Source organism: Variovorax paradoxus NBRC 15149 (assembly GCF_001591365.1).
Lineage (GTDB): Bacteria > Pseudomonadota > Gammaproteobacteria > Burkholderiales > Burkholderiaceae_C > Variovorax > Variovorax paradoxus.
Genome location: NZ_BCUT01000001.1, coordinates 1,078,563 through 1,103,854, shown reverse-complemented (window position 1 = coordinate 1,103,854; position 25,292 = coordinate 1,078,563). Strand labels below are relative to the sequence as shown.

At 68.3% G+C, this 25,292-nt stretch carries 18 protein-coding genes and 1 tRNA gene; 12 read left to right on the top strand and 7 right to left on the bottom strand.

Going from position 1 to position 25,292, the window contains the following annotated elements; genetic code table 11:
• Positions 1 to 6: 6 nt before the first annotated feature.
• Positions 7 to 1,695: a sensor histidine kinase gene (locus tag VPA02S_RS05190; protein ID WP_062362563.1), complete on the bottom strand. Its 1,689-nt coding sequence runs from the start codon at positions 1,693 to 1,695 to the stop codon at positions 7 to 9.
• Between the two features lie 320 nt (positions 1,696 to 2,015).
• Positions 2,016 to 2,091: transfer RNA gene (locus tag VPA02S_RS05185), tRNA-Ala, on the bottom strand.
• Positions 2,092 to 2,185: 94 nt separating this feature from the next.
• Between VPA02S_RS05185 and VPA02S_RS05180 the strand changes: the two genes are divergently transcribed.
• The gene (locus tag VPA02S_RS05180) at positions 2,186 to 3,052 is read left to right on the top strand and encodes an alpha/beta hydrolase (RefSeq protein WP_062362561.1); all 867 of its coding nucleotides are present in this window, start codon (positions 2,186 to 2,188) and stop codon (positions 3,050 to 3,052) included.
• A gap of 11 nt (positions 3,053 to 3,063) precedes the next feature.
• On the opposite strand, the gene VPA02S_RS05175 is transcribed toward VPA02S_RS05180, so the two are convergent.
• Positions 3,064 to 4,041 carry a GMP reductase gene (locus VPA02S_RS05175; protein WP_062362558.1) on the bottom strand — a complete coding sequence of 326 codons (978 nt, stop codon included), beginning with the start codon at positions 4,039 to 4,041 and terminating at the stop codon, positions 3,064 to 3,066.
• Between the two features lie 344 nt (positions 4,042 to 4,385).
• Here VPA02S_RS05175 and azu point away from each other — a divergent pair, with 344 nt between their 5' ends.
• From azu to VPA02S_RS05155, 4 genes are all read left to right on the top strand, one after another.
• On the top strand, positions 4,386 to 4,847 hold the full coding sequence (gene azu / locus VPA02S_RS05170; RefSeq protein WP_012746678.1) for an azurin: 462 nt from the start codon (positions 4,386 to 4,388) through the stop codon (positions 4,845 to 4,847).
• A 61-nt stretch (positions 4,848 to 4,908) separates the two neighbouring features.
• Positions 4,909 to 7,338, top strand: a complete 2,430-nt coding sequence (locus VPA02S_RS05165) for a UvrD-helicase domain-containing protein (RefSeq protein ID WP_062362555.1) — start codon at positions 4,909 to 4,911, stop codon at positions 7,336 to 7,338.
• A 131-nt stretch (positions 7,339 to 7,469) separates the two neighbouring features.
• Positions 7,470 to 11,174, top strand: coding sequence for a DUF2339 domain-containing protein (locus VPA02S_RS05160; protein ID WP_244883382.1), 3,705 nt, complete (start codon positions 7,470 to 7,472; stop codon positions 11,172 to 11,174).
• Positions 11,171 to 12,691 (top strand): DUF3999 domain-containing protein, encoded by a 1,521-nt coding sequence (locus VPA02S_RS05155; protein ID WP_062362548.1) that lies wholly within the window; start codon positions 11,171 to 11,173, stop codon positions 12,689 to 12,691. The genes VPA02S_RS05160 and VPA02S_RS05155 overlap by 4 nt, the downstream gene beginning before the upstream one ends.
• A 10-nt stretch (positions 12,692 to 12,701) precedes the next feature.
• On the opposite strand, the gene VPA02S_RS05150 is transcribed toward VPA02S_RS05155, so the two are convergent.
• From VPA02S_RS05150 to VPA02S_RS05140, 3 genes are read right to left on the bottom strand one after another with little or no spacing between them, the layout of a single operon-like run.
• A complete protein-coding gene (locus VPA02S_RS05150) occupies positions 12,702 to 13,526 on the bottom strand; it encodes a BPSS1780 family membrane protein (protein ID WP_018903138.1) in 825 nt (274 codons plus the stop codon).
• A gap of 10 nt (positions 13,527 to 13,536) precedes the next feature.
• Positions 13,537 to 14,583 carry a homoserine kinase gene (locus tag VPA02S_RS05145; protein ID WP_062362545.1) on the bottom strand — a complete coding sequence of 349 codons (1,047 nt, stop codon included), beginning with the start codon at positions 14,581 to 14,583 and terminating at the stop codon, positions 13,537 to 13,539.
• A gap of 43 nt (positions 14,584 to 14,626) precedes the next feature.
• A complete protein-coding gene (locus VPA02S_RS05140; RefSeq protein WP_062362541.1) occupies positions 14,627 to 14,992 on the bottom strand; it encodes a hypothetical protein in 366 nt (121 codons plus the stop codon).
• Between the two features lie 97 nt (positions 14,993 to 15,089).
• On the opposite strand from VPA02S_RS05140, the gene polA reads away from it, so the two are divergent.
• Genes polA through VPA02S_RS05125 form a run of 3 tightly spaced genes read left to right on the top strand, consistent with a single transcriptional unit; the run spans position 15,090 to position 20,140 of the window.
• The gene (polA, locus tag VPA02S_RS05135; protein WP_062362538.1) at positions 15,090 to 17,912 is read left to right on the top strand and encodes a DNA polymerase I; all 2,823 of its coding nucleotides are present in this window, start codon (positions 15,090 to 15,092) and stop codon (positions 17,910 to 17,912) included.
• A gap of 31 nt (positions 17,913 to 17,943) precedes the next feature.
• Entirely contained in the window at positions 17,944 to 19,230 is a 1,287-nt protein-coding gene (locus tag VPA02S_RS05130; protein ID WP_062362536.1) for a M20/M25/M40 family metallo-hydrolase, read from the top strand.
• 7 nt (positions 19,231 to 19,237) lie between these two features.
• Complete coding sequence (locus VPA02S_RS05125; protein WP_012746687.1) at positions 19,238 to 20,140, top strand: LysR family transcriptional regulator; 903 nt, start codon at positions 19,238 to 19,240, stop codon at positions 20,138 to 20,140.
• Positions 20,141 to 20,158: 18 nt separating this feature from the next.
• On the opposite strand, the gene VPA02S_RS05120 is transcribed toward VPA02S_RS05125, so the two are convergent.
• On the bottom strand, positions 20,159 to 21,379 hold the full coding sequence (locus VPA02S_RS05120) for a D-amino acid dehydrogenase (protein WP_062362533.1): 1,221 nt from the start codon (positions 21,377 to 21,379) through the stop codon (positions 20,159 to 20,161).
• 235 nt (positions 21,380 to 21,614) lie between these two features.
• Between VPA02S_RS05120 and VPA02S_RS05115 the strand changes: the two genes are divergently transcribed.
• The 4 genes from VPA02S_RS05115 (at position 21,615) to VPA02S_RS05100 (ending at position 25,268) form a co-directional block, all read left to right on the top strand.
• Positions 21,615 to 22,502: a transporter substrate-binding domain-containing protein gene (locus tag VPA02S_RS05115; RefSeq protein ID WP_012746689.1), complete on the top strand. Its 888-nt coding sequence runs from the start codon at positions 21,615 to 21,617 to the stop codon at positions 22,500 to 22,502.
• Positions 22,503 to 22,521: 19 nt separating this feature from the next.
• A complete protein-coding gene (locus VPA02S_RS05110) occupies positions 22,522 to 23,259 on the top strand; it encodes an aspartate/glutamate racemase family protein (protein WP_062362530.1) in 738 nt (245 codons plus the stop codon).
• A 105-nt stretch (positions 23,260 to 23,364) separates the two neighbouring features.
• Positions 23,365 to 24,264 carry a dienelactone hydrolase family protein gene (locus VPA02S_RS05105; protein WP_062362528.1) on the top strand — a complete coding sequence of 300 codons (900 nt, stop codon included), beginning with the start codon at positions 23,365 to 23,367 and terminating at the stop codon, positions 24,262 to 24,264.
• A 107-nt stretch (positions 24,265 to 24,371) separates the two neighbouring features.
• Entirely contained in the window at positions 24,372 to 25,268 is an 897-nt protein-coding gene (locus VPA02S_RS05100; RefSeq protein WP_062362525.1) for a ZIP family metal transporter, read from the top strand.
• The last annotated feature ends 24 nt before the right edge of the window (positions 25,269 to 25,292 follow it).

The window sequence follows — 25,292 nt, the reverse complement described above, 5'->3', positions numbered from 1 at the left end:
GCCTTCCTAGATGGGTATTTCGATCAGTACGGCCGTGGCGCCGCCCGCGCCCTGGCCGACCTGCGCATGCCCGCCGAGGGCGGCTGCGCGTTCGCTGATGGAACGTGGGCGGAAGTTCGAGAAGTCCATGCCGCAGGACTCGTTTTCGATCCTGATCTGCAGCTTGCCGTCCCCGCAGCCGATGCGGATGCAGCCGCGGTGCGCATGGGTGTGCTTGCAGATGTTGTTCAGTCCTTCGCGCACCAGCTGCAGCACTTCGGCCGTCATCCGGTCGTCCAGGTGGACATCGCCATCGACCAGGATCTCCATGTCGATGCCGTAGAGCGTCTTGATGCGCGCGGCCTGGCGGTGCAGGTGCGGAAGAATGAACTCGCAGTGGCTTTCGCCGCCATGCTTGACGATGCCTGCATAGTGGCGCAGGTCGGCCACCACGCCATCGGCCATGCTGGCGAGCTTGTCCAGGTCTTCGACCAGCGGGTTGTCGGCGCCCGCCTTCTTGCGCAGCGCACTCAGCCCCAGCTTCAGGCCGATGTAGGGCTGGATCGCGGTGTCGTGCAGGTCCAGCGAGATCTTCAGGCGCTCCTTCGAGGCCGCCTCCGAGGCCATCCGGTCGAGCACCCCGATCGTCTCGATCACGGGAAAGACCTGGTTCATCATGTGCGAGAGGAACAGCGCATCCGATTTGCGGAAATGCCCGTCGCCGGACGAGACGTAGATGCGTCCTTCTCCCTGGCGCATCGGCAGCGGTGCGCTGATGAAGGAGCGCGCCTCCAGCATGGCGGCAACCGCGGCGCTGCGCCGCAGGCCCGGCTCGTCCTGCGGGTACCAGCGGCGCAGGCGCAGGTCGAAGGCATGCCCCTGCACGCACAGCCGGCTCAGCGGCCAGGGCAGGCGGTTGCGCAGCACGATGTGGCCGGGGTTCAGCGTCATCAGCGGCAATTCGAAAGCTTGGTCGATAGTCTCGACGTCGACCGCCTCGCCCGCGTGGCTTTGCCTGAGCGTGCGCATGACCCAGCTGCCGGTGGCCGTGTCGCGCGTCAGGAGCACGCAGTGGCTTGCCTTGTAGAAGGCCAGCGTCTTCTCCATGGTGCTGGCGATCGTGCGGGCCACGCCGAACCGGGGGTTCGACAGCCGGCTCACCTGGCTCAGCAGGGAAAGGCGCCGCCGCAGCTCGACCTTCGATCCGCCCCAGTGCCCGATCATGTGGCCCAGTGCCAGCAGGAAGGTCGTGCGCATCAGCAGCTGCGGCGTGTCGCCCGCGAGGCTCGCTCCCAGGCCGCAGACGGCAAACGAGGCGACCGAGGCCATGGTGACCCGGGCGCCTTCCTCGTATCCCCACCGGAAGGACGACGTGAGGATGGCGAAGAAGTAGAAAAGAAAATAAAGGCTGCCCGTGCCGCCGCTCGCGAAGACGATCTGCGTGAACCACAGCACGTCGAACCAGTGGATGGCCTTGCCCTGGAAATAGGGCTGGCCCTTGCGCGTGCAGATATACACGCCCAGGCTGTAGATCGCGTAGCAGGAGAAGGTGAGCCAGACGGCGCCGCCTATGCGCAGCTGCGGGTCGCGAAGGTCAACTGCGACCGCCAGCAGCGCCGACACCGACAGCACCAGCCGCATCCGCGCCACCATGAGCGCATCGGCACTGAGGCTGGAGTCGGTCCCGGAATCCGGGTCGATGGAGTGGGCTTGCATGGCGCGGTTTCGAGTGCATAGAACGGCTCATGCCTCGCCAGCCATCCACGACAGGGCACCGATGCCCCTGGGACGGAAGCTCTGGGAGGTAACACCTTGGTTCACTTTTGCGCCAAAATTAATAACTGCGAGGATTTCACATTACTACTTTTGTAGTCGAAAGCAATACTTTTTGTTTAACCCCGACCGCAATGTGTACTTTTGTTACTTAATGATGCAAATTGCGGCTGCCAGCCAGCAGATGTATCGGCGCTCGGAGGAGTGCCCGGTGGCCAGGCAAAGAAAAAGGGCTCGGAAAAATCCGAGCCCTTCTGATGGGATGGTGGAGAGGATGAGGATCGAACTCACGACCTCCGCATTGCGAACGCGGCGCTCTCCCAGCTGAGCTACCCCCCCAACGCAAACCGGATTTTAACCAGAACAGGCCCGGCAGCGCATGGCCCGCATGCCAAGATGCGCCCTTCGAAAAAAGAAGGAAAGCACCACCTGCATGGCCTCGTACGAACCCGCCTGGCTGGAAGGCATGTACAACAATCTTGCGCGCGTGAAGGATCACCCGGCGTACTTCGCCCGCTGGGGGCGCGACTCGCAAGCCGTGCGCGAAGCCCTGGCCGGCCGCATCGACGTGCCCTATGGCCCGGGCGTGAACGAGACGCTCGACATCTTTCCCGCACCCGTGCCCGGCGCGCCGGTGCTGGTGTTCATTCACGGCGGCTACTGGCGCGCGATGGACAAGCGGGACCATTCGTTCATTGCGCCCGCATTCAACGACCGCGGCGTGTGCGTGGTGATGCCCAACTACGCGCTGTGCCCCGGAACGGCGGAGGAACCCGTCACCGTGCCGGGCATCCTCATGCAGATGGTGCGCGCGCTCGAGTGGACCTGGCGCCATGCCGCGAGCTTTGGCGCCGACCCCTCGCGCATCACCGTGGCCGGGCACTCGGCCGGCGGCCACATGGCGGCCGCGCTGCTGGCCTGCGACTGGAAGGCGGTCGCGCCCGACCTGCCGGCGCAACTGGTGCGCAATGCGCTGTCGATCTCGGGCCTGCACGACCTTCGGCCGCTGCAGCGCACGCCGTTCCTCGAAAACGTCCTGAAGCTCGGCGATGCGGATGCGCGACGCGCCAGCCCCGCGCTCTGGACGGCCCCCGCGCGCGGCCAGCTGCATGCGCTGGTGGGGGCCGAGGAGAGCGAAGAGTTCATTCGCCAGAATGCGTTGATTCGCCAGGCGTGGGGCCGCAACGCCGTGCCCGTGTGCGAATCGCTTGCCGGGCTGAACCACTTCAGCATCGTCGACGCGCTAGCGGATCCGGCCCACAGGCTGCATCGCGATGCGGTGCAGCTGCTGGAGGCCTGACCCGGCCGTGCCTACATCAGCAGGTGCTCGCCCGCGTTGTCGCCGCCGAGCGTGACGTAGTTGACCTTGCGGATGTCCATCAGCGCGCGGCCGCCCGCGTAGCTGATGGAGCTTTGCACGTCCTGCTCCATCTCGATCAGCGTGTCGGCCAGCTTGCCCTTGATGGGCTCGAGGATGCGCTTGCCCTCGACGTGCTTGTATTCGCCCTTGTTGAAGTCGCTGGCGGAGCCGTAGTACTCCTTGAAGAGCGTGCCGTCGACCTCGACGGTGCGGCCCGGCGATTCCTCGTGCCCCGCAAAGAGCGAGCCGATCATCACCATCGAGGCGCCGAAGCGCACGCTCTTGGCAATGTCGCCATGGTCGCGAATGCCGCCGTCCGCGATGATCGGCTTGGTTGCCACGCGCGCGCACCACTTGAGCGCGCTGAGCTGCCAGCCGCCGGTGCCGAAGCCGGTCTTGAGCTTGGTGATGCAGACCTTGCCCGGGCCGATGCCGACCTTGGTGGCGTCGGCGCCCCAGTTTTCGAGGTCGATCACCGCTTCGGGCGTGCCGATGTTGCCGGCAATCACGAAGGAGCCCGGCAGCTTCTGCTTGAGGTAGCCGATCATGTTCTTCACGCTGTCGGCATGGCCGTGCGCGATGTCGATCGTGATGTATTCGGGCACCAGGCCCTCGGCCACCAGCTGGTCGACGGTGTCGTAGTCGGGCTTCTTCACGCCCAGCGAGATCGAGGCGAACACGCCCTTGGCGTGCATCTGCTTGACGAACTTCACGTTGTCCAGGTCGAAGCGGTGCATCACGTAGAAGTAGCCGTTCTGCGCGAGCCACAGGCAGATCGGCTCGTCCACCACCGTCTTCATGTTGGCCGGCACCACCGGCAGGCGGAAGCTGCGCGCGCCGAGCGTCACGCTGGCGTCGCACTCCGAGCGGCTTTCCACGCGGCACTTGCGCGGAAGCAAAAGGATGTTGTCGTAATCGAAGATCTGCATGAGAAACCAAGCTTCCTGTGAAAGGTGCGCCGCCGAACGATTTCGGAGCGGCGTGGGCGCTTGGTCCCGGCCCGGTCATTGGCGCCATGCAGGCACAAAAAACCGGGCGACAAGAAACTTGGGCCCGGTGATTGATTATAGGGAGGTGGCGCCGCGCCTTCCTGCGCGCTTTCGTATAGACCTTATTCGCCAGCCGGTCTGCCCGGCCGGGCCGTATTGGCGAAGCGCGCCCCGCAGCAGTACCATTTGACGCAGATCAGTGCCGCGCGGCGGGCGCGCTCGACAATGCCGCTGGCGCAGCACCTCTTGCGCCCCGTTCATTTCTTCTTCTGGAGACCGTTCCCATGCTTCGCCGCCGCCTCGCCGCCACCGCCGTTCTGGCGCTCGCTTCTCTCGCCGCTTCCTCCGCCTTCGCTGCCGACTGCAGCGTGGAGATCGAAGGCAACGACGCCATGCAGTTCAACAAGCCTGCCATCGAGGTGAGCAAGAGCTGCAAGGAATTCACCGTCAAGCTCAAGCACGCCGGCAAGCTGCCGAAGCAGGCCATGGGCCACAACTGGGTGCTTGCCAAGACGGCCGACGTGCAGGCGGTCGCCGCCGACGGCGTTGCTGCCGGCCTGCCGCAAGATTATGTGAAGGCCGGCGACGCGCGCGTCGTGGCGCACACCAAGGTCGTGGGCGGCGGCGAAAGCGACAGCGTGAGCTTTCCGGTCGCCAAGCTGGGCGCGGCCGACAGCTACACCTTCTTCTGCTCCTTCCCGGGCCATTCGTCGATCATGAAGGGCACGCTGAAACTCGTGAAGTAAAAGAAGGGCGCGGGCAACCCCGCCGCCGCGTCGGGACGCCCCGGCTTCCTACAATGCCGGGATGTCTCTTTTCGGCTCGTACGACGCCACTGCCGGCGCACCCCCATCCCCAGCGGCCGATTCGCCCCTGCTTGCCAACCTCAACCCCGAGCAGCGTGCCGCGGTCACCTTGCCTGCGGGCAATGCGCTGATCCTTGCCGGCGCCGGTTCGGGCAAGACGCGGGTGCTGACCACCCGCATCGCCTGGCTGCTGCAGACCGGCCAGGTCTCCCCCGGCGGCATCCTGGCCGTGACCTTCACCAACAAGGCCGCCAAGGAAATGATGACGCGGCTCACGGCAATGCTGCCGGTCAACGTGCGCGGCATGTGGATCGGCACCTTCCATGGCCTGTGCAACCGCTTTTTGCGCGCGCACTGGAAGCTGGCCAACCTGCCGTCCACCTTCCAGATCCTCGACACGCAGGACCAGCTCTCGGCCATCAAGCGGCTCATGAAGCAGTTCAACGTCGACGACGAGCGCTTTCCGGCCAAGCAGACCCAGTGGTTCATTGCCGGCGCCAAGGAAGACGGCCTGCGCCCGAAGGACGTGGAGATCCGCACGGAAGACGACCGCAAGAAGGTCGAGCTCTACCAGCTCTACGAAGAGCAGTGCCAGCGCGAAGGCGTGGTCGACTTCGGCGAACTCATGCTGCGCAGCTACGAACTGCTGCGCGACAACGACCCGGTGCGCGAGCACTACCAGCGGCGCTTCCGCCACATCCTGATCGACGAGTTCCAGGACACCAACCGCCTGCAGTACGCATGGATCAAGATGCTCTCGGGCAGCACCGCGGCCGGAGGCCAGTTCGTGCCGGGCGAGAACAACAGCGTGATTGCCGTGGGCGACGATGACCAGAGCATCTACGCCTTTCGCGGCGCACGCGTGGGCAACATGGCCGACTTCGTGCGCGAGTTCGATGTGCGCCACCAGATCAAGCTGGAGCAGAACTACCGCAGCTACAGCAACATCCTCGACTCGGCCAACGAGCTCATCAGCCACAACAAGAAGCGCCTGGGCAAGAACCTGCGCACCGACCAGGGCCCCGGCGAGCCGGTGCGCGTGTACGAGTCGCCCACCGACCTGGCCGAGGCGCAGTGGATGGTCGAGGAAATGCGCCAGCTCGTGCGCGACGGCTTCGACCGCAAGGAAATGGCCGTGCTCTACCGCAGCAATGCGCAGAGCCGGGTGATCGAGACGGCGCTCTTCAACGCCTCGGTGCCGTACCGCGTGTATGGGGGCCTGCGCTTCTTCGAGCGCGCCGAAATCAAGCACGCGCTGGCCTACCTGCGCCTGCTCGAGAACAAGGACGACGACACCAGCTTCCTGCGCGTGGTCAACTTTCCGCCGCGCGGCATCGGTGCGCGCACGCTGGAACAGCTGCAGGACGCGGCGCGCACGGCCGGCCGCTCGCTGCACGACGCGGTGCATGCCGTCGGCGGCAAGGCGGGCTCGAACCTCACGGCCTTCGTCGCTAAGATCGACGTGCTGCGCGAGCAGACGCAGGGCGCGAGCCTGCGCGAGATCATCGAGCTGGTGCTCGACCACAGCGGCCTCGTCGAACACTACAAGGCCGACCGCGAAGGCGCCGACCGCATCGAGAACCTGGAAGAACTGGTGAATGCGGCCGAGAGTTTCGTCACGCAGGAAGGCTTCGGCCGCGATGCCGTGGCGCTGCCCATCGACGAACTGCGCCAGTCGCCCGCGAGCCAGGGCCTGGACCCGAACCGGCCCGTCATCGACGAGCCGCTCGCGCCCGATGCCGAAACCGGCGAAACGCTGAGCCCGCTGGCCGCCTTCCTCACGCATGCGGCGCTCGAGTCGGGCGACAACCAGGCGCAGGCCGGGCAGGACGCGGTGCAGCTCATGACCGTCCACGCCGCCAAGGGCCTGGAGTTCGACTGCGTGTTCATCACCGGCATGGAAGAGGGCCTGTTCCCGCACGAGAACTCGATGAGCGACTTCGAGAGCCTCGAGGAAGAGCGCCGCCTGATGTACGTGGCGATCACGCGCGCACGCAAGCGCCTGTACCTGAGCCATTCGCAGACGCGCATGCTGCACGGCCAGACGCGCTACAACGTGAAGAGCCGCTTCTTCGAGGAGTTGCCCGAAGGCGCGCTCAAGTGGCTCACGCCAAAGAACCAGGCCTTCACGCCCTCGGCCTTCGGCTATGGCGGCGGCTATGCGAGCACGCGCGGCGGTGGCGGCAGTTACAGCAGCGGTGGCGGCTACGGCGGCAGCAAGGACACTTTCGCGAGCCCGCCGGTGCCGCCGCAGAAGGCCGCGCCCTCGCACGGCCTGCGCTCGGGCATGCAGGTGTTCCACAACAAGTTCGGCGAAGGCACGGTGCTGTCGCTCGAAGGCAGCGGCGACGACGCGCGCGCGCAGGTCAAGTTTGCGCGCCATGGCGTGAAGTGGCTTGCGCTGTCTGTGGCCAAGCTCACGCCGGTGTGAGCGCGCGCTGCTATTAAACAAATAGCTGAGGCCGCAGTAACCACGGGCTTTTTGAGCGATTTTTAGTCGGGCAACCGCCGTACACTCCATGCTCGCCAAAAACGGGGGAGTTGAGGATGTGGTTCCTTGGCATGATCGCCGGCCTTTTCATCGGGGCCCTGGCTGAATCGGTTCCGGCCGCACTGATCCTGGCGGTGGTCGGCGCGTTCGCGCTGCCGAAGATCATCGGCAAGAAAACCGCCGCCGGACCCGCGCGCAGCGAGGCTGAGAGCGCACAGCCTTCCAGCGGTGCGGCCGCGCCACCCGCAGGCAGCACCTCGACGCTGCAGCAGCGCGTGGCCGAACTCGAACAGCGCGTGAGCCTGCTGGAGCAGCGGCTGGCGCAGGGGGCCGGTGGTGCGGTGGCTGCGCCAGTTGTCGATCAGGCAACTGAGGCCGCGCCGCCCGTGCCGCTTGCCGTGCGGCCCGCGGCAGTGGCCGATGCAGGTGTGGCCGCGGCGCATGTTCCGCTGACGGAGATCCGGCCCGCAGCAATCCAGCCGCCGCCCGAAGCCGCCGCGCCCGCCAGGCCGCCCGCGGCCATGCCGGCAACACCGCGGCGCCCGCCACCGCCGCCACCACCACCGCCGGTCCCGCTGCGCGACCGCCTGCCCGCGCCCATCGCCAACCTGGTCTTCGGCGGCAACATGCTGGTGAAGCTCGGCGTGCTGATCCTCTTCCTGGGGCTGGCCTTCCTGCTGCGCTACACGGCCGAGCGCGTCACGGTGCCTGTCGAGCTGCGCTATGCGGCCGTGGCGCTGGTGGGCGTGGGCCTGCTCGCGCTGGGCTGGCTGCTGCGCCGCAAGCGCACCGGCTACGCGCTGATCCTGCAGGGCGCCGGCATCGGCGTGTTCTACCTGACGACGCTGGCGGCGATGAAGCTGCACGAGCTGCTGCCGCCGACCGCCGGCTTCGCCTTCCTGTTCGGCGTGGCCGTGCTGAGCGCGGTGCTCGCGGTGCTGCAGAACGCGCCGCTGCTGGCCATCGTTGCGGTGCTCGAGGGCTTTGCGGCGCCGGTGCTCGCGTCCACCGGGCAGAACCGGCCGGTGGGGCTTTTTACCTACCTGCTGGTGCTCGACGTGGGCATCGTGCTGATCGCATGGTTCAAGGCCTGGCGCGTGCTGAACCTGATCGGCTTCGTCGGCACCTTCACGCTGGCCGCGGGCTGGGCGCACAGGTACTACACGCCCGACCAGTACGGCATCGTGCAGCCCTTCCTGCTGGTGTTCTTCCTGCTGTTCGTCGCCATCGGCCTGCTGTTCGCGCGCCGCACATTGTTCGACGCGCCGGTGCAGCCCGCGCAGCCGCTGGCCGCGCGTGCGCTCGATACGCTGCGCCGTGCGGGCCGCGTCGACAGCTCGCTGGTGTTCGGCACGCCCATGGTCGCCTTCGGCATGCAGGTGCTGCTGATGCAGCCGTGGGAATACGGCGCGGCGTTCTCGGCCATGGCGCTTGCGGCCTTCTACCTGGTGCTGGGCCGCCTGGTGTTCGCCACGCAGCCCAAGGGCCTCGCGCTGCTGGCGGAGGCCTACGCCATCGTGGGCGTGATCTTCGGCACGCTCGCCATTCCGCTGGGCCTCGAAGGCCGGTGGACCGGTGCGGCCTGGGCCGTGGAAGCGGCCGGCATGTACTGGCTGGGCGCGCGGCAGCAGCGCGTGTATGCGCGCGCCTTCTCGTTCGTGGTGTTTGCCGGCGCCGTGTGGAAGCTGCTCGAAGCCACGCAGCTCGACGCGGCGGCGGGGCATCCGCTGCTGCAGGGATCGGTCATCGGGCCGCTGCTGGTCGCGGTCAGCGGCTTCGCGATGTGGGCGATTCATCGCAGAGCCGGGCTCGACGAAGGCAATGGCTGGGAGGCGCTCGTGGGGACCGCGCTGCCGTGGCTCGGCATGGGTGCGCTCACGCTGCTGCTGTGGCAGTGGTTCACGCCGCCATGGGCAGCGGCGGCCACCGCGGTGCTGGCCTCCATCGCCTTTGCGGTGGCGGTGCGCTTGCAACTGCGCCCGCTGGCTTTCGTGAGCTACGGCATGCAGGCGCTGGCGGTGGCCGGCTTCATCGCCACGCTGCACCAGGCGGTCGACGCGCGCGGCGGCGACGAGGTGCTGGCGAGCGGCTGGCAGGGCGCAGTGGCGGCGAGCCTGATCGCGCTGAGCCTGCTCGGCAGCGCCGCGTGGTCGATGCTGCAGGCGCACCGCGCGGCATTGGTGCGCGGCATCCAGCCGGTGTGGTCGCTGGGCAATGCGATCGCGGTGATCGCGGGCGTGGGCCTGCTGCATCTGGCGATGCTGTTCCAGCTGAGCCTTGCGCAGGCGGCGCTGCTGTGGCCGATCACGGCGACCGTGGTGCTCTGGGTGGCGCTGCGCATCGCGCACGGGCCGCTCGCGGCGCTGGCGGGCGTGCTGCAGCTTGTCTCGGCGCTGCTTCACATCTACGGCCGCATCTTTCATGCCGAAGCCGCGCCGCCGGCTTTCGCGCACCTGGGCTTCTGGACGCCGGTGGTGCTGGGGCTCGCGGCGCTGCTGGCCGGCGGCTGGATCAGCGGCGAAGCAGGGCGGCGCGCCACCGGCGGCGCGGCGGCTCCGCGCAAGCGCTGGATCAACGACTGGTGTGCCCATCCGCTGGCGCTGTGGCTGCCGGTGGTCTGGGGGCTGGGCTGGTGGCTCTTCGGCTGGCTCGACGAAAGTGGCGAGGTACTGCGCCGCAACGGGCTGGCCGCGCACCTGGCCGCGGCCGCGGTGGCGATCGTGCTCGTGACCTCCGCGCTTTCGGCGCTCGTGGCGCACCGTCGCGGCTGGCCGCAGCTCGGCCGCGCGACCTTGGCCACCTTGCCGGACCTCGGCCTGATCGCCGTCCATGCCGTTGCGCTGGCAGCGCCGCTGGTCTACGTGCCGTCGCGTGCGCTCGGCTGGATCGCCTGGCCGCTGGCGCTGCTGTGGCACCTGCGGCTGCTGCATGCGCAAAGGCGCTGGCTGGGCGCATCGGCGCTGGTGCCTTTCCACGTGGCGGGCTTCTGGTTCTTTGTGCTGCTCGCGGCGCGCGAGTGCCAGTGGCAGCTCGGGCGCGTCGGCGCGGAATGGTCGAGCTGGCAATTGCTGGGCTGGGCCATCGTGCCCGCGGTGGCGCTGTGGATGCTGCGCTCGCGCGCGCTGCTGCAGCGCTGGCCGCTGGCCGAATACCGCGCCGCCTACCTCGAAGTCGCGGCGATGCCGGTGGCGGCCTATCTGCTCGCCTGGGCCTGGGTCACCAACGGCGCGAGCCCGGGCGACGCGGCGCCGCTGCCCTACGTGCCGCTCTTGAACCCGCTCGAACTCGCGCAGTGGCTGGTGCTGTTCGCGCTGGTGCTGTGGTGGCGCGCCTTGCCCGAGGCGTCGTTCGCGCGCGTGCAGCCCATGGTGGCGAAGGGCGTGCTCGGCCTCACCGGCCTGGCGCTCCTGACGGGCATGGTGCTGCGCAGCTGCCATCACTATGCGGGCGTCGAGTGGCGCTTCGATGCGCTCTACGCCTCGTGGCTCACGCAGGCGGCGCTTTCGATCACCTGGGCCGTCTGCGGCGTGGCCGCCATGGTGCTCGGCCATGCACGCGGGGTGCGCACCCTGTGGGTCGGCGGCGCGGCGCTGCTTGGCGTTGTGGTGCTGAAACTGTTCTTTGTCGAGTTGGCGGACCGGGGCGGGTTGTTCCGCATCGTGTCGTTCATCGCGGTGGGCGCATTGCTGCTGCTGGTGGGCTATTTCGCGCCCGTGCCGCCAAAGAAGATCGAAAAGGAGAAAGATGTTGTGTTGCCCGAAGGAGGTGCAGCATGAAGCAGAACACGAAGCCGTCGCTTCTCCTGGCGGGTGTTCGCCTCGCCGTGGCCATGGCCGCGGCCTGGTGTGGTGCGGCTGGCGCGCAGCCCGCCACCACCGCGCCCATTGCCCTGCAGGGCAGCGGGCCGTACTACCGGCTCACACTGCCGCTGGGCATCCACGGCCTGGCCGCGCGCAGCGACCTGCGCGACATCCGGGTGCGCAATGCCACCGGCAATGCCGTGCCCTATGCATGGCTGCGCGACGAGGCCGCGGCCCCGCGCTTCAGCTCGAAGGAAGTGCCGATCTTTGCGCTGCCCGCGAGTGCCGCAGATGCATCGGACGATGCATCGCTGGGCTTCAGGGTGCGGCCCGACGGCTCGCTGGCGCTGGCCCGCAGGCCGGCGCGCCAGCAGGCCGAGGCGGCGCAGTGGCTGATCGATGCGAGCCAGCTCAAGGGCGGCCTGCTGCAGGCGCGCTTCGAGGTGGCGCCGGAGGCGCGCGGCCTGTTCGCCTTCAGGCTGGAGGCCAGCGACGACCTGCGGCACTGGCGGCCCGTGGGAGGCGAGGAGCAGCTGGTGCGGCTCGCGCACGGCGGGCAGACCATCGAACGCCTCGCGGTCGAACTGGGCGGCGTGCATGCGCGCTTCCTGCGCCTGCGCTGGAGCGATCCGCAGAACGGCGTGCCGCTGACCGGCGTGGCAATCGACAGCGTGCAGGAGGCCGAACCCGCGGCGCCGCTCCAATGGTCCGGCGCGCTCAAGCCGGAGCGCTGCGGCGCCGACCATTGCGACTACGCACTGCCGCGCGGCCTGCCGGTGGAAGCGCTGCGCATCGACCTGGCCGACGTCAACACGCTGGCGCAGGTCGGCATCTCGGGCCTGCTCGCCGCCACACCGACGGTTCCCGCCGACCCGGCGCCCGTGCCGCGCAATCCGCTCTATGCGCTGCGGCATCGGCAGCGCCCGCCTGTGGCGCCCACCGGCAGCGCGGGCGAGGTGCCGCTGCTCGACACGGTGGTGTACCGCCTTGCGCAAACGGGCGGCGAGGCGCGCTCGCCGGTGCTGGCGCTGGACGGCGCGCGCTACACGCACCTGCGGCTGCGCACCGCCGGACCGGTGAGCCTGCTGGGCGCGGCGCCGCCGTCGATTGTGGTGGGCGCCACGCCGCGCACGCTGGTGTTCCTGGCGCAAGGTGCCGCGCCTTATTCGCTGGCCTGGAATGCCGTGCCGCCGAAGAACGCCGTGCAGGGCGGTCCGCCCGGCGCGGCGCTCGCGCTTGCCACCCTGCTGCCGGGCTACAGCGCGAACAAGCCGGTGGCGGCGGACGAGGCCACCGTCGTGCTGCCGCAGCCGCCGGTGGCCGCCGTCGATGCAGCAGTGGCCGCGGCGGCGCAATTGCCGGTGCCCACGCCGCCGGATCCGGCGCGCAAGTGGTGGCTGTGGGGCGCGCTGGGCATCGGCCTCTTGCTGCTGGCCGGCATGGCCTGGTCGCTGTTCGCGAGCCTGCGCAAGGACAAGCCCGCGGCCGATTGAGGAAGGCGGATCAGCTCGGATCGAAGCTGTCGCGGAAGGTGAACCAGGTGGAGCTCAGCGACATCGCCGCGAGCACCAGCGCCGATCCCACGATCAGCACGTTGCCGATGAGCGCCGCGCCGCCGGCCGCCGCGCCCACGCCGATCAGCACGGTGGCGATGAGCCCCATTCCGATGCCCGCGAGCAGGAACACGCCGAACCACGCCAGCACGAAGAGCGCGTAGGCGCCGAAGTTGCGGAACAGCGCCACCACGCTGAAGAAGATGCTCTTGACCGGTTCCACGCCGTGCCAGTGCACGAGCGCCGGGGCGTGCCACATCGCCAGCGAGAGCGGCAGGTTCAGGCACATGAGGAACATGCGCGCGACCTGGAAGTCGCTGCTCGCGATGGTCTCGGCCGAGGGCATGTCGTCGAGCAGGTAGGCGCGTGCCAGCTGCCCGCCGTCGATGAAGCTCGTGAGCAGCACCGCCACCACGAAATACGCCGCCGAGATCACGCCGAGCTTGACCAGCGAGCGCCACTCGGTGCGCATGGCGGCCGCCACCGCCACGAACATGGCCGAGCCGGTGGGCCGCTGCGCATGGCCGGCGGTGCCGGCACCCTCGGCGTTGTCGGTGTAGGCAATTGAAGTGGCCACCATCAGGCCCAGCGTCATGAAGGGCAGCAGGATCGGCGCCAGCACGCTGCCCACCAGCGGCAGCAGCGACACCGTCGAGATCAGCGCCATCAGCAGGAAGAACAGCGAGATGAAGGCGAGCGGCTGCCGCCAGAAGGTCTTGAGCCCGAGGCGGACCCATTCGGCGCCGGTTCGCGCCGGCACGATGTGGAGTTTCATTCTTGAAGGCTCAGGCGGGCAGCGGCTCGAGCGACTGCGCCATGGCATGCGGATGGGTGGCGCGCTCGCGCAGCACGCGCTCGAAGTGCGCCGGGTCGTGCGGCTTGAGCATGCTGGCTTCGCGCGGCAGGTGAAAGTCCCACAGCCGCGAAATCCAGAAGCGCAGCGCCGCGGCGCGCAGCATGGCGGGCAGCAGGGCGCGCTCGGACGCATTCAGCGGGCGCACGCTTTCATAGGCCGCGAGCAGCGCATCGGCGCGTTCGGCGTCGTGCCGGCCCGTTGAAAGATCGATGGCCCAGTCGTTCAGGCACACGGCCAGGTCGAACAGCCAGGTGTCGGTGCCCGCGAAATAGAAGTCGAACACGCCGGTGAGGCGCGGCGCCGCGCCGGCGTCTTCACCGGTGGCGAACATCACGTTGTCGCGGAACATGTCGGCATGCACCGGGCCGCGCGGCAGCGCCGCGTAGGCCGACGATTCGGCGATGTGGTTTTGATACGCGAGTTCGGCGCTCAGCAGCGCCGCCTGCGATTCGTCCACGTAGGGCAGCACCACCGGCACGGTGTCGTTCCACCATGCGAGGCCGCGCAGGTTCGGCTGGATGCGCGGAAAGTCGCGCGCGGCCAGGTGCATGCGCGCGAGCAGGGCGCCCAGCTCGGCGCAATGGGCCGTGCCCGGCGCGAGCTCGCTGCGGCCCGAGAGCCGCTGCACCAGTGCGGCCGGCTTGCCCGCCACCTTGAGCAGCAGTTCGCACGGGGCGTTCGCGGGAATCGTCAGCGCATGGCCCGAGGGCGGCTGGATGGCCGGATCGGCCACCGGCTCGGGCACCGGCAGGCCGCGGCCCGCCAGGTGCTTCATGAGGCCAAGGTAGTAGGGAAGCTGCTCGGCGCCGAGGCGCTCGAACAGCGTCAGCACGAACTCGCCGCTTTCGGCGGTCGCGAAGTAGTTGGTGTTCTCGATGCCGCCCTCGATGCCGCGCAGCTCGCGCAGCGGGCCGAGGCCCAGGCGCTGCACGAGCGCGTCCGCCTCGCCGAACTCGACTTCGGTAAAAACTGCCATGGCGGTGCTCAGCGTCTTGCTGCAGTTGGAAGGCGCGGCACGGTCAGAACTTCATCACGTTCCAGACCCGGGCGCCGTTGCCGTTCGAGTTGGCATCGCCGGAACCCGCACGCGCGCCTGGATCGTTGGGCCGCACCTCGTAGCCCGGCACGTTGGCCTTGGGCTTCACGTTGATGCTCTGCGTGCGGCCGCCGTAGCGCACTTCGTCGACCGAGGCGCCGCTGTCTTCCGTGTGGATGTGCTCGACCTTCTGGTTGCGGCGGCCCTCGGCCTGCTCCTGATTTTGTAGCGGCTCGGCCGGCGCAGGCGTTGCGGCGGGCGCGGGCTGCGCCTGGACGGCGGCAACGGGGACGGCAAAGGCCAGCGCCAGCAGGATGCGGCGGGCGACCAGGAGTGTGGGGCTAGGCATGGAGGGATTGTAGGCGCGGGGGCGCTTTCGGCGTGTCGGCGGGCGGCGCTTGCAGGCGTGGTTCGGGATGCCGGTCCGGGCACGGCAAAATGGCCCGATGACCGACAAGAAAACGCTGCTGCTCGTCGATGGCTCGAGCTATCTCTACCGCGCCTTCCATGCCATGCCCGACCTGCGGGCCGTGCCCGGCGATCCGAAGAGCCCGGCGACCGGCGCCATCCGCGGAATGATCAACATGATGACGGCGCTGCGCCGCGAGGTGCGCGCCGACTATGCGGCCTGCATCTTCGATGCGCCCGGCAAGACCTTCCGCGACGACCTGTATCCCGAATACAAGGCCAACCGCTCCCCCATGCCCGACGACCTGCGCAGCCAGATCGACCCCATCCACGAGGTGGTCAAGCTGATGGGCTGGCCGGTGCTGTGCGTGCCCGACATCGAGGCCGACGACGTGATCGGCACGCTCGCCAAGACCGCGGCGCAGCAGGGCGTCGAGGTGATCGTTTCGAGCGGCGACAAGGACCTGAGCCAGCTGGTGGACGAGCACATCACCATCATCGACACGATGAACGGCAAGAAGCGCGACGTGGCGGGCGTCACGTCGGAGTTCGGCGTGCCGCCCAACCTGATGATCGACTACCAGACGCTGGTCGGCGATGCGGTCGACAACGTGCCCGGCGTCGAGAAGGTCGGCCCCAAGACAGCCGCCAAATGGCTGCTCGAGTACGGTTCGCTCGATGCACTGATCGAGCGCGCCGCGGAGGTCAAGGGCCAGGCGGGTGAAAACCTGCGCAAGGCCTTGGACAAGCTCCCGCTGAGCCGCCAGCTCGTCACCATCCGCACCGATTGCGACCTGGCCGCGCACGTCGCCGGCCTGCCTTCGCTCGAAGGCCTGCCGGTGGGCGCGCCGCAGACCGCCGAGCTCAAGCCTTTCTACGAGCGGTTCGGCTTCAAGAGCCTGGTCAAGTCGATCGAGGCGCTGGAAGTGCCGCCCGAGCTGATCGAGGAGAACATCAAGAAGCAGATGGCCCGCGGCGCCGCTGCGAGCGCCGACCAGGGCGGCCTGTTCGACGAATCGGCCGAACTCGGCGCGCTGGAGGCCGCTGCGCCCGCGAGCAACCTGAAGTACGAGACGATCACGACTTGGGCCCAGTTCGACGCCTGGCTCGCAAAGCTGGAAGCCGCGGACCTGGCCGCCATCGACACCGAGACCACGTCGCTCGATGAAATGGTCGCGCAGATCGTGGGCGTGAGCTTCAGCGTCGAGCCCGGCGAGGCGGCCTACATTCCACTGGCGCACAACTACCCCGATGCACCCGCGCAGCTGCCCATCGACGAGGTGCTCGCCAGGCTCAAGCCCTGGCTCGAAAACCCCGCGAAGAAAAAACTCGGCCAGCACATCAAGTACGACCGCCATGTGTTCGCCAACCACAGCATCGAGGTGCAGGGCTATGCGCACGACACCATGCTGCAGAGCTACGTGCTCGAGGCGCACCGTCCGCACGGGCTTGCGAGCCTGGCCGAGCGCCACCTGGGCCGCAGCGGCATCTCGTACGAAGACCTGTGCGGCAAGGGCGCGCACCAGATCCCGTTCAGCCAGGTCGACATCGCCAAGGCCGCCGAATATTCGTGCGAGGACAGCGACCAGACGCTCGACGTCCACCTGGCGCTGTGGCCGCAGATCGAGCGCGACGAGAAGCTGCGCTTCATCTACCAGCTCGAGATGGATTCGAGCGAGGCGCTCTACCGCGTCGAGCGCAACGGCGTGCTGATCGATGCGCCCACGCTGGCCGCGCAGAGCCACGAGCTCGGCACGCGCATCATGGCGCTCGAGCAGGAGGCCTACGAGATCGCGGGCCAGCCCTTCAACCTGGGTTCGCCCAAGCAGATCGGCGAGATCTTCTTCACCAAGCTGGGCCTGCCGGTGGTCAAGAAGACGCCGAGCGGCGCGCCGAGCACCGACGAGGAAGTGCTCGAGAAACTGGCCGAGGACTATCCGCTGCCGGCCAAGATCCTCGAGCACCGCGGCCTGTCCAAGCTCAAGGGCACCTACACCGACAAGCTCGGCCAGCTCGCCAACCCGCGCACCGGCCGCGTCCACACGCACTATGCGCAGGCGGTGGCGGTGACGGGGCGGCTGTCGAGCAACGACCCCAACCTGCAGAACATCCCGATCCGCACGCCCGAAGGCCGCCGCGTGCGCGAGGCCTTCATTGCACCGGCCGGCAGCGTGATCGCGAGCGCCGACTACTCGCAGATCGAGCTGCGCATCATGGCCCACATCAGCGGCGACGAGTCGCTGCTGCGCGCCTTCAGGGAGGGCATCGACGTGCACCGCGCCACCGCGGCGGAGGTGTTCGGCGCCACGCCCGACCAGGTGTCGAGCGAGCAGCGCCGCTATGCCAAGGTGATCAACTTCGGGCTCATCTACGGCATGAGCAGCTTCGGCCTGGCGCGCAACCTGGGCATCGAGACCAAGGCCGCGGCCTCCTACATCGACCGCTACTTTGCGCGCTATCCGGGCGTGAAGGCGTACATGGACGAGACCAAGGCGCTGGCCAAGGAAAAGGGCTATGTCGAGACCGTGTTCGGCCGGCGCCTCTACCTGCCCGAGATCAATTCGCCCAACGGCCCGCGCCGCGGCGGCGCCGAGCGCGCGGCCATCAACGCGCCGATGCAGGGCACGGCGGCCGACCTCATCAAGCTCAGCATGATCAAGGTACAGAACGTGCTTGACGAAGAGAAGCGCGCCACCCGCATGATCATGCAGGTGCACGACGAACTGGTGTTCGAGGTGCCCGAGGCAGAGATCGAATGGGTGCGCACCGAAATCCCGCGCCTGATGGCCGGCGTGGCCGAACTCAAGGTGCCGCTGCTGGCCGAGATCGGCATCGGTCCCAACTGGGACAAGGCGCACTGATCAACCGACGAAAGAAAGAAGAAGCACGCACATGACATTCCAGCCCCGCAAATTCCTGCTCGCCGCCGTTTGCGCCGCCTGCCTGGGCACCGCGTTTGCCGCCCCCGATGCCCGCATCGCCTCGCTGGCCGCCAAGGAAAAGCTCGCGCTGCTCGAGACGCTGAAGGAGCTGGTCTCGATCGAATCGGGCAGCCGCGACCTCGAAGGCCTGGAGAAGATCTCCGACCTCATCGCCGCAAAGTTCAAGGCCATGGGCGGCGAGGTCGAGCTCGTCGACACCAGCGCCGAGGCCTACCGCATGGAAGACACGCCCGAGAAGATCGGCCGGGCGGTGCGCGCCACCTTCAAGGGCACGGGCAAGAAGAAGATCATGCTCATCGCGCACATGGACACGGTCTACACCGTGGGCATGCTCGACAAGCAGCCGTTCCGCGTCGAAGGCGACAAGGCCTATGGCCTGGGCATTGCCGACGACAAGCAGGGCGTGGCCGTCATCACGCACACGGTCGCGATGCTGCAGGCGCTGAAGTTCAAGGACTACGGCACGCTCACGGTGCTCATCAACGGCGACGAGGAAATCAGCTCGCCCGGTTCGCGCGCGCTCATCACGCGGCTGGGCAGCGAGCACGACGCGGTGCTGTCGTTCGAGGGCGCATCGGTCAAGGAAGACAAGCTCTCGCTGGCCACCGCGGGCATTGCCTCGGTTTCGCTCAACGTCACGGGCAAGGCCTCGCATGCAGGCTCGGCGCCGGAGCTGGGCGTGAATGCGCTCTACGAGCTGTCGCACCAGATCCTGCAGATGCGCGACCTGTCCGACCCGGCCACCGGGCTCAAGATGAACTGGACCATCTCGCGTTCGGGCAGCAACCGCAACGTGATTCCGGCCAGCGCCACCGCGGGCGCCGATGTGCGCGTGCTCAAGGTGAGCGACTACGACCGCATTGAGCAGCAGGTGCAGGAGCGCGTGAAGAAGCAGCTGATCCCGGAGGCCAAGGTCGCGATGAAGTTCGAGCGCCGCCGTCCGCCGCTCGAAGCCACCGATGCCTCGCTCGCGCTTGCCAAGCACGCGCAGCAGATCTACAAGGACGAGCTCGGCCGGCCGCTGGGCGCCGACGACAAGGTGGCCGGCGGCGGCACCGATGCCGCCTTTGCCGCGCTCAAGACCAAGGCGCCGGTGGTGGAGCGCTTCGGCCTGCAGGGCTTCGGCGCGCATTCGGCCGATGCCGAGTACGTGCTGGTCGACTCCATCGAGCCGAGGCTCTATCTTGCGACCCGCATGGTGATGGACCTCTCCCGCAGCAAGATCGCAGGCAACTGAGCCGGCCATGCGCCTGCGCCACATCGAAGTTTTCAACGCGATCATGCTCACGGGCAGCGTGAGCGCGGCGGCGCGGCTCATCAACATCACGCAGCCGGCGGTGAGCCGCACCTTGCAGCATGCCGAACTGCAGCTGGGCTTTCCGCTGTTCCAGCGCGCCAAGGGCCGGCTCACACCGACCACCGAGGCGCTCACGCTGTATCCGCACATCGAGCGGCTGTTTGCGCAGCTCGACGAGGTGCAGCGCCTCGCGGCCAACCTGCGCGCGGGCAGCGACACCGGCGAGCTGCGCATCCTGAGCGTGCTGGCGCTGAGCTACGAGGTGCTGCCGCGCGCGCTCAAGGCCTTCCGCGAGAAGCACCCGGGCTATGCGATCACGGTGGAATCGCTGCACTCGCCGCAGATCATGTCGGCGCTGTTGCTGCAGGAGGCCGACGTGGGTTTTGTCTTCAGCCCCGCGGTGCATCCCTCGCTCACGCAGGAAACCTTGGCCGACACGCGCATGGTGTGCATCGCGCCCAAGGGCATGCTGCCGCGCGCGCTGGTGCGCAACGGCTCGGTGGCGCTGCACGACTTGGTCGACCGGCCGGTCATCGGGCTCGACAGCCGCGATCCGGTGGGCACCAGCCTGAGCCAGGCCTGCCGCCAGGCGGGCGTCGGCTTCCAGCAGGCGGTGGTCACGGTGCAGACTTACCACGCCGCCCTGTCGATGGCGCACCACGGCCTCGGCGTGGCGCTGGTCGACGGCTGCACGGCCCGCTCGGCGGACGCCGCCAAGGTCGACGTGCTGGCGCTGGAGCCGCACATTCCGGTGCCGGTGCGCGCCCTGCGCTTTGCGGGCAAGCCCGATTCGGTGGCAGTGCGCGGCATCACGCGCTGCATGCGCGAGGCGATCGAGCAGGCCGTCTGACACCGCTGGCGCGGCAACTCAGGAAGCCGCGGGCTCCAGCGCCTCGGCAATCCGCTGTGCCGAGCCGAAAGCCAGCGTGAAGCCCAGTGCGCCATGCCCCGTGTTGAACAGCATGTTCGCGGGCGCGCTCGCCAGCCGCCCGATGATCGGCAGCCCCTTGGGCGTGGCCGGCCGCATGCCGGTCCACGGATGCAGCTCCTCGAGCCGGCTTGCATGCGGGAACACGGCGCGCGTGGCGGCAGCCAGCGTCTCGATGCGCGTGGCCGGGATGCTCGCGTCGTGCCCCACCAGTTCCGCCATGCCCGCCACGCGCAGCCGCGAGCCGATGCGCGCGAACACCACCTTGCGGGCGCTGTCGGTCACGTTCACCGTGGGCGCGGCGCCGGGCGAGGGGTCGACCTCCACCGTGATGCTGTAGCCCTTGAGCGGATACACCGGCAGGTAGGCGCCCAGCGCGCGCCCGAGCCTGTGTGACGCCGAGCCCAGCGCCATCACGAAGGCATCGGCCTCGATGTCGCCGGCGCTCGTCTGCACCGCCGCCACCCGGCCGTTGCTGCGCGCGAAGCCATGCACGTCGGTGCCGAGCAAAAAGCGCACGCCGCGCGCGCCGAGCACCCGCTGCAGTTCGGCGCAGACCTTGAGGCAGTCGGCCGCGCATTCGCTCGGCGTGTAGACGGCGCCCGCCATCTGGCCGCGGTAGTCCGCGAGCGCGGGTTCGATGGCGGCGCATTCGTCGGGCGAGACGATGCGCTGCTCGCTGCCCATGGCGCGCTGCAGTTCGAGCTGCGCGCGTGCGCCGTCGAGCGAGGCTGCGCTGGCGTACAGCACCAGCTTGCCGGTGGCGGAAAAGTCGCAGTCGGGTGCCACGTCGGCCTGCATTTCCTCGAAGCCGGTGCGGCTGAGCGCGGCCAGCGCGAGCAGTTGGGCGGTGGTGCCGCGGGAGGTCTGCGCATTGCAGGCTGCCAGGAAGGCCAGGCCCCAGCGCCACTGGAGCGGGTCGAGCTGGGGCCGCAGCTTGAGCGGCGACGTGGGCGAGAGCAGCAGCTTGGGCAGCTGCTTCCAGATCGATGGATCGGCCAGCGGCTGCACGTACGAGTAGCTGAGCTGCGCGCCGTTGCCGCCGCTGGCGCCCGCACCGGGGGCGGCGCGGTCGACGACCGTGACCTGGTGGCCCCGGCGTTCGAGCTGCCAGGCGGTGGCCAGGCCCACGATGCCGGCACCGAGCACACACACATGCATGGAGGCAGCTTTCCGAAGAGGGAGTGAAGAGGGGACGGCATCGACTGTAGGTGCGCGCCGCGCCGGCCGGAAATGCCAAAAGCGCGGTGGCCCATAGCCAAAGCGCATGCCCCGTCCGTCCGCCTGCCTTAACCCATAACCTTTGGGTATGGCCTAGGGTTCATTTGGAATTGTCGCGATGTGTCACTCCTTCTTACACTGGCTGTTCTGTTCAACCAACCTGAAGAAGGCTCGCATGAAACTCTCCGCATTGATGGCTGCCGCTGCCGTGGTGCTGCTTACCGCCACGGGCGTCCAGGCCGCCGACACGCTGGCCAAGATCGCCGAGTCCGGCAAGATCACGCTCGCCTACCGCGAGTCGTCGGTGCCCTTCAGCTACCTGGACGGCCCCAACAAGCCGATCGGATTCTCGGTCGAACTCTCCAACGCCGTGGTCGAGGCGGTGAAGAAGAAGCTCAACAAGCCCAGCCTGCAGGTGCAGCTGATGCCGGTGACCTCGCAGAACCGCATTCCGCTCATCACCAACGGCACCGTCGACCTGGAGTGCGGCTCCACCACCAACAACAGCGCGCGCGGCAAGGACGTGGCCTTTGCCGTGAACCATTTCTACACCGGCACGCGCCTGCTGGTGAAGAAGTCCTCGAAGATCAAGGACTACGCCGACCTCGCCAAGAAGACGGTGGCCAGCACCACCGGCACCACCAATGCGCTGGTCATGCGCAAGTACAACACCGAGAAGAACCTCGACATGGACATCGTGCTCGGCAAGGACCACGCCGATGCCTTCCTGCTCGTGGAAAGCGACCGCGCCGTGGCGTTTGCAATGGACGACATCCTGCTGTTCGGCCTGATCGCCAACGCCAAGAACCCGGCCGACTACGAGGTGGTGGGCGAGCCGCTGCAGGTCGAGCCCTATGCCTGCATGCTGCCCAAGGACGACCCGGCCTTCAAGAAGCTGGTGGACGACACCTTCATCGGCATGATGAAGAGCGGCGAGTTCGAGAAGCTCTACAACAAGTGGTTCATGTCGCCGATCCCGCCGAAGAACGTGCCGCTGAACCTGCCCATGAGCCAGCAGCTCAAGGACAACATCAAGGCGCCTTCCGACAAGCCAGCGACCTGACCCACGGACGGACCGGACCATGGCTTCCACGAACGTAGTCGGCATCCTGGGCGGCATGGGCCCTGCGGCGGGAGCCGATTTCGTCCGGCTGTTCGTGCAGGCCTGCGCGCAGCAGATGCGCGCGCGCGGGGAGCCGGTGCGGGACCAGTCCTTTCCGGAGCACTGGCTCGCGCAGGTGCCGGTGCCCGACCGCACCGATGCGCTGGGCTCGGCCGAGAACGGCGCGCACCAGCCGCTCGAGCCGATGCTGCAGGCGCTCGGGCGGCTTGCCGCGCTGGGCAGCCAGGCGGTGGCCATTGCCTGCAACACCGCGCATGCCTGGCATGCCCGGCTGCAGGAACGCTTTCCGCAGGTCGAGTTGCTGCACATGGCACGCGAGGTGGCGCTGCATCTGGCCGCGCAGGGCACGGGCAGCGTGGCGCTGATGGCCACCGAAGGCACCTACCGCGTGCGGCTCTACGAACAGGCGCTGGCCGAGGCGGGGCTCGACTGCCATGTGCCGCTGGCCGAGGAGCGCCGCATCATCACGCGCGGCATCTTCGACGGCGTCAAGGCCGGCAACATGCAGCTCGCCGAGGCCTGTTTTTCTCAGGTGGCGCTGCGGCTCGCAGAGCGCCACGGGCCGGTCACCATCATCATGGGCTGCACCGAGGTTCCGCTCGGGCTGCAGGGCTCGGCCGCCGTGGCCGGGCTGAGCCTGGTCGACCCGGCACAGGTGCTGGCCGCCGCACTGGCGCGCCGCGCCTACCGCGACTAGCAAGCAACCCTGCCGGCAGACGGGGCTGGCTGATTTCGCCTACATTGCGGCGTGCGTTTTTCGTGCATGCCGTCCTTGTCCGACGATTCAACTGGAGCCCTACCCATGTCCCTTCGCGACGACAGCCGTTCCGATTTCGATTCGCTTCGTCCCGGCCAGAGCACCGAGCAGGGCGCCACGCGGCGCACCGCGCTCAAGGCCGCCATTGGCGTGGGCTACGCGGCTGCGGTCATGCCGGTCGTGGCGCAGACTGCCATCAGCACCTCGGCCGAAGGCCTGAAGGCCGGCCCCGTCAAGTACACCGTCAATGGCTTCGAGGTGCCGGCCTATACGGCCGCGCCGGCCGGCAAGACCGGCCTGCCCGTGATCCTGGTGGTGCAGGAGATCTTCGGCGTGCACGAATACATCGCCGACACCTGCCGCCGCTTCGCCCAGCTCGGCTACCTGGCCATTGCGCCCGAGCTCTATGCGCGCCAGGGCGATGCCAAGAGCTACACCGACATTCCCAAGCTGCAGGCAGACATCGTGAGCAAGGTGCCCGATGCGCAGGTGCTGGCCGACCTCGACGGCGCGCTCGCGTACGCCGCGGCCAACGGCGGCAACGTGGCCAAGGCGGGCATCACCGGCTTCTGCTGGGGCGGGCGCTTCGTGTGGCTCTACGCGGCCACCGGCAAGGTCAAGGCCGGCGTGGCCTGGTACGGCCGGCTGGTCGGCCAGCCGAGCCAACTCACGCCCAGGCATCCGATCGACGTCGCGGCCAGCCTGCAGGCGCCGGTGCTCGGCCTCTACGGCGGCAAGGACCAGGGCATCCCCCTTGACACGGTTGATAAGATGAAAGCCGCCCTCGCCACCGGAACCCCGGCGGCCAAGGCTTCGAGCTTCGTCGTGTATCCCGAAGCAGGCCACGCGTTCCATGCCGACTACCGCCCGAGCTACGTGAAGAGCGCGGCCGAAGACGGATGGCAGCGCGCCACGGCCTGGTTCAAAGCCAATGGCGTCGCCTGACGGGCAGCCAGCAGCCACCCTCCGCCGAAGGCCGTCCCCGTGACGGCCTTTTCTCTTTTTATGAACGGTATCGGGCATCGATGCCCATCGACATTGCGCAAGCAGCTATGAATTTGATAGTGATCATCGCGGCGACCCTGGTGGCCGGCATCGGAAGCGTGTGGCTGGCCGCATTGCTCTTGCGCGTGGGCGTTCGCAACGGTTCGGGCGGCGTGAATTCGCAGCACCTGCTGAGCCTGGCCGCAGGCGCGCTGCTGGCCACCGCGTTCATGCACCTGTTGCCCGAAGCCTTCGAAAGCCGCATCGAGCCCGCGCTGCTGTTCGGCGTGCTGCTGTTCGGCCTGGTGTTCTTCTTCCTGCTCGACAAGGCCGAGCTCTGGCACCACGGGCACGAGCACCATCACGGCGATCACGGCGATCACGGCGATCACGGCCATGGCCACGACCACGGCCACCACCACGGCCATGCGCATGCCCACGCGCCCCGCACCGGCGGCGGCTGGGCCGTGCTCACCGGCGACAGCGTGCACTGCTTCGGCGACGGCATCCTGATTGCGTCGGCCTTCATCGCGGACATACGCCTCGGCCTGGTGGCGGCCGTGGCCGTGCTGGCGCACGAGGTGCCGCACCACATCGGCGACCTGGTCGTGCTGCGCCAGAGCTCGGCCAACCAGCGCGCGGCGCTCGTCAAGGTGTCGCTGGCCGGCACCATGACCATGCTCGGCGGCATCGTGGGATGGTGGCTGGTCGACCAGCTGCACGGCTGGCTGCCGTACTTCCTGGTGCTGGCCAGCAGCAGCTTCGTCTACGTGGCGCTGGCCGACCTGATTCCCCAGCTGCAGAAGCGGCTGCCCGCGCGGCAGACCGCGGCGCAGATCGTGTGGCTGGTGGTGGGCATCGCGCTGGTCACGCTGGTGAGCCGGCTCGCGCACGGCGAGCACGGCCACGGCGACCATGGCCAGGACGAAGGCCACGGGGAACATGGCCACGTCCACAAGGACTGAGAGCAGGGCGGCCAGGCCGCCGGC

Bases quoted from the DNA above. Each gene is read 5' to 3' on its own strand.
- VPA02S_RS05190 (WP_062362563.1), bottom strand. From the start codon at position 1,695: ATGCAAGCCCACTCCATCGACCCGGATTCCGGGACCGACTCCAGCCTC.
- VPA02S_RS05180 (WP_062362561.1), top strand. From the start codon at position 2,186: ATGGCCTCGTACGAACCCGCCTGGCTGGAAGGCATGTACAACAATCTT.
- VPA02S_RS05175 (WP_062362558.1), bottom strand. From the start codon at position 4,041: ATGCAGATCTTCGATTACGACAACATCCTTTTGCTTCCGCGCAAGTGC.
- azu (WP_012746678.1), top strand. From the start codon at position 4,386: ATGCTTCGCCGCCGCCTCGCCGCCACCGCCGTTCTGGCGCTCGCTTCT.
- VPA02S_RS05165 (WP_062362555.1), top strand. From the start codon at position 4,909: ATGTCTCTTTTCGGCTCGTACGACGCCACTGCCGGCGCACCCCCATCC.
- VPA02S_RS05160 (WP_244883382.1), top strand. From the start codon at position 7,470: ATGATCGCCGGCCTTTTCATCGGGGCCCTGGCTGAATCGGTTCCGGCC.
- VPA02S_RS05155 (WP_062362548.1), top strand. From the start codon at position 11,171: ATGAAGCAGAACACGAAGCCGTCGCTTCTCCTGGCGGGTGTTCGCCTC.
- VPA02S_RS05150 (WP_018903138.1), bottom strand. From the start codon at position 13,526: ATGAAACTCCACATCGTGCCGGCGCGAACCGGCGCCGAATGGGTCCGC.
- VPA02S_RS05145 (WP_062362545.1), bottom strand. From the start codon at position 14,583: ATGGCAGTTTTTACCGAAGTCGAGTTCGGCGAGGCGGACGCGCTCGTG.
- VPA02S_RS05140 (WP_062362541.1), bottom strand. From the start codon at position 14,992: ATGCCTAGCCCCACACTCCTGGTCGCCCGCCGCATCCTGCTGGCGCTG.
- polA (WP_062362538.1), top strand. From the start codon at position 15,090: ATGACCGACAAGAAAACGCTGCTGCTCGTCGATGGCTCGAGCTATCTC.
- VPA02S_RS05130 (WP_062362536.1), top strand. From the start codon at position 17,944: ATGACATTCCAGCCCCGCAAATTCCTGCTCGCCGCCGTTTGCGCCGCC.
- VPA02S_RS05125 (WP_012746687.1), top strand. From the start codon at position 19,238: ATGCGCCTGCGCCACATCGAAGTTTTCAACGCGATCATGCTCACGGGC.
- VPA02S_RS05120 (WP_062362533.1), bottom strand. From the start codon at position 21,379: ATGCATGTGTGTGTGCTCGGTGCCGGCATCGTGGGCCTGGCCACCGCC.
- VPA02S_RS05115 (WP_012746689.1), top strand. From the start codon at position 21,615: ATGAAACTCTCCGCATTGATGGCTGCCGCTGCCGTGGTGCTGCTTACC.
- VPA02S_RS05110 (WP_062362530.1), top strand. From the start codon at position 22,522: ATGGCTTCCACGAACGTAGTCGGCATCCTGGGCGGCATGGGCCCTGCG.
- VPA02S_RS05105 (WP_062362528.1), top strand. From the start codon at position 23,365: ATGTCCCTTCGCGACGACAGCCGTTCCGATTTCGATTCGCTTCGTCCC.
- VPA02S_RS05100 (WP_062362525.1), top strand. From the start codon at position 24,372: ATGAATTTGATAGTGATCATCGCGGCGACCCTGGTGGCCGGCATCGGA.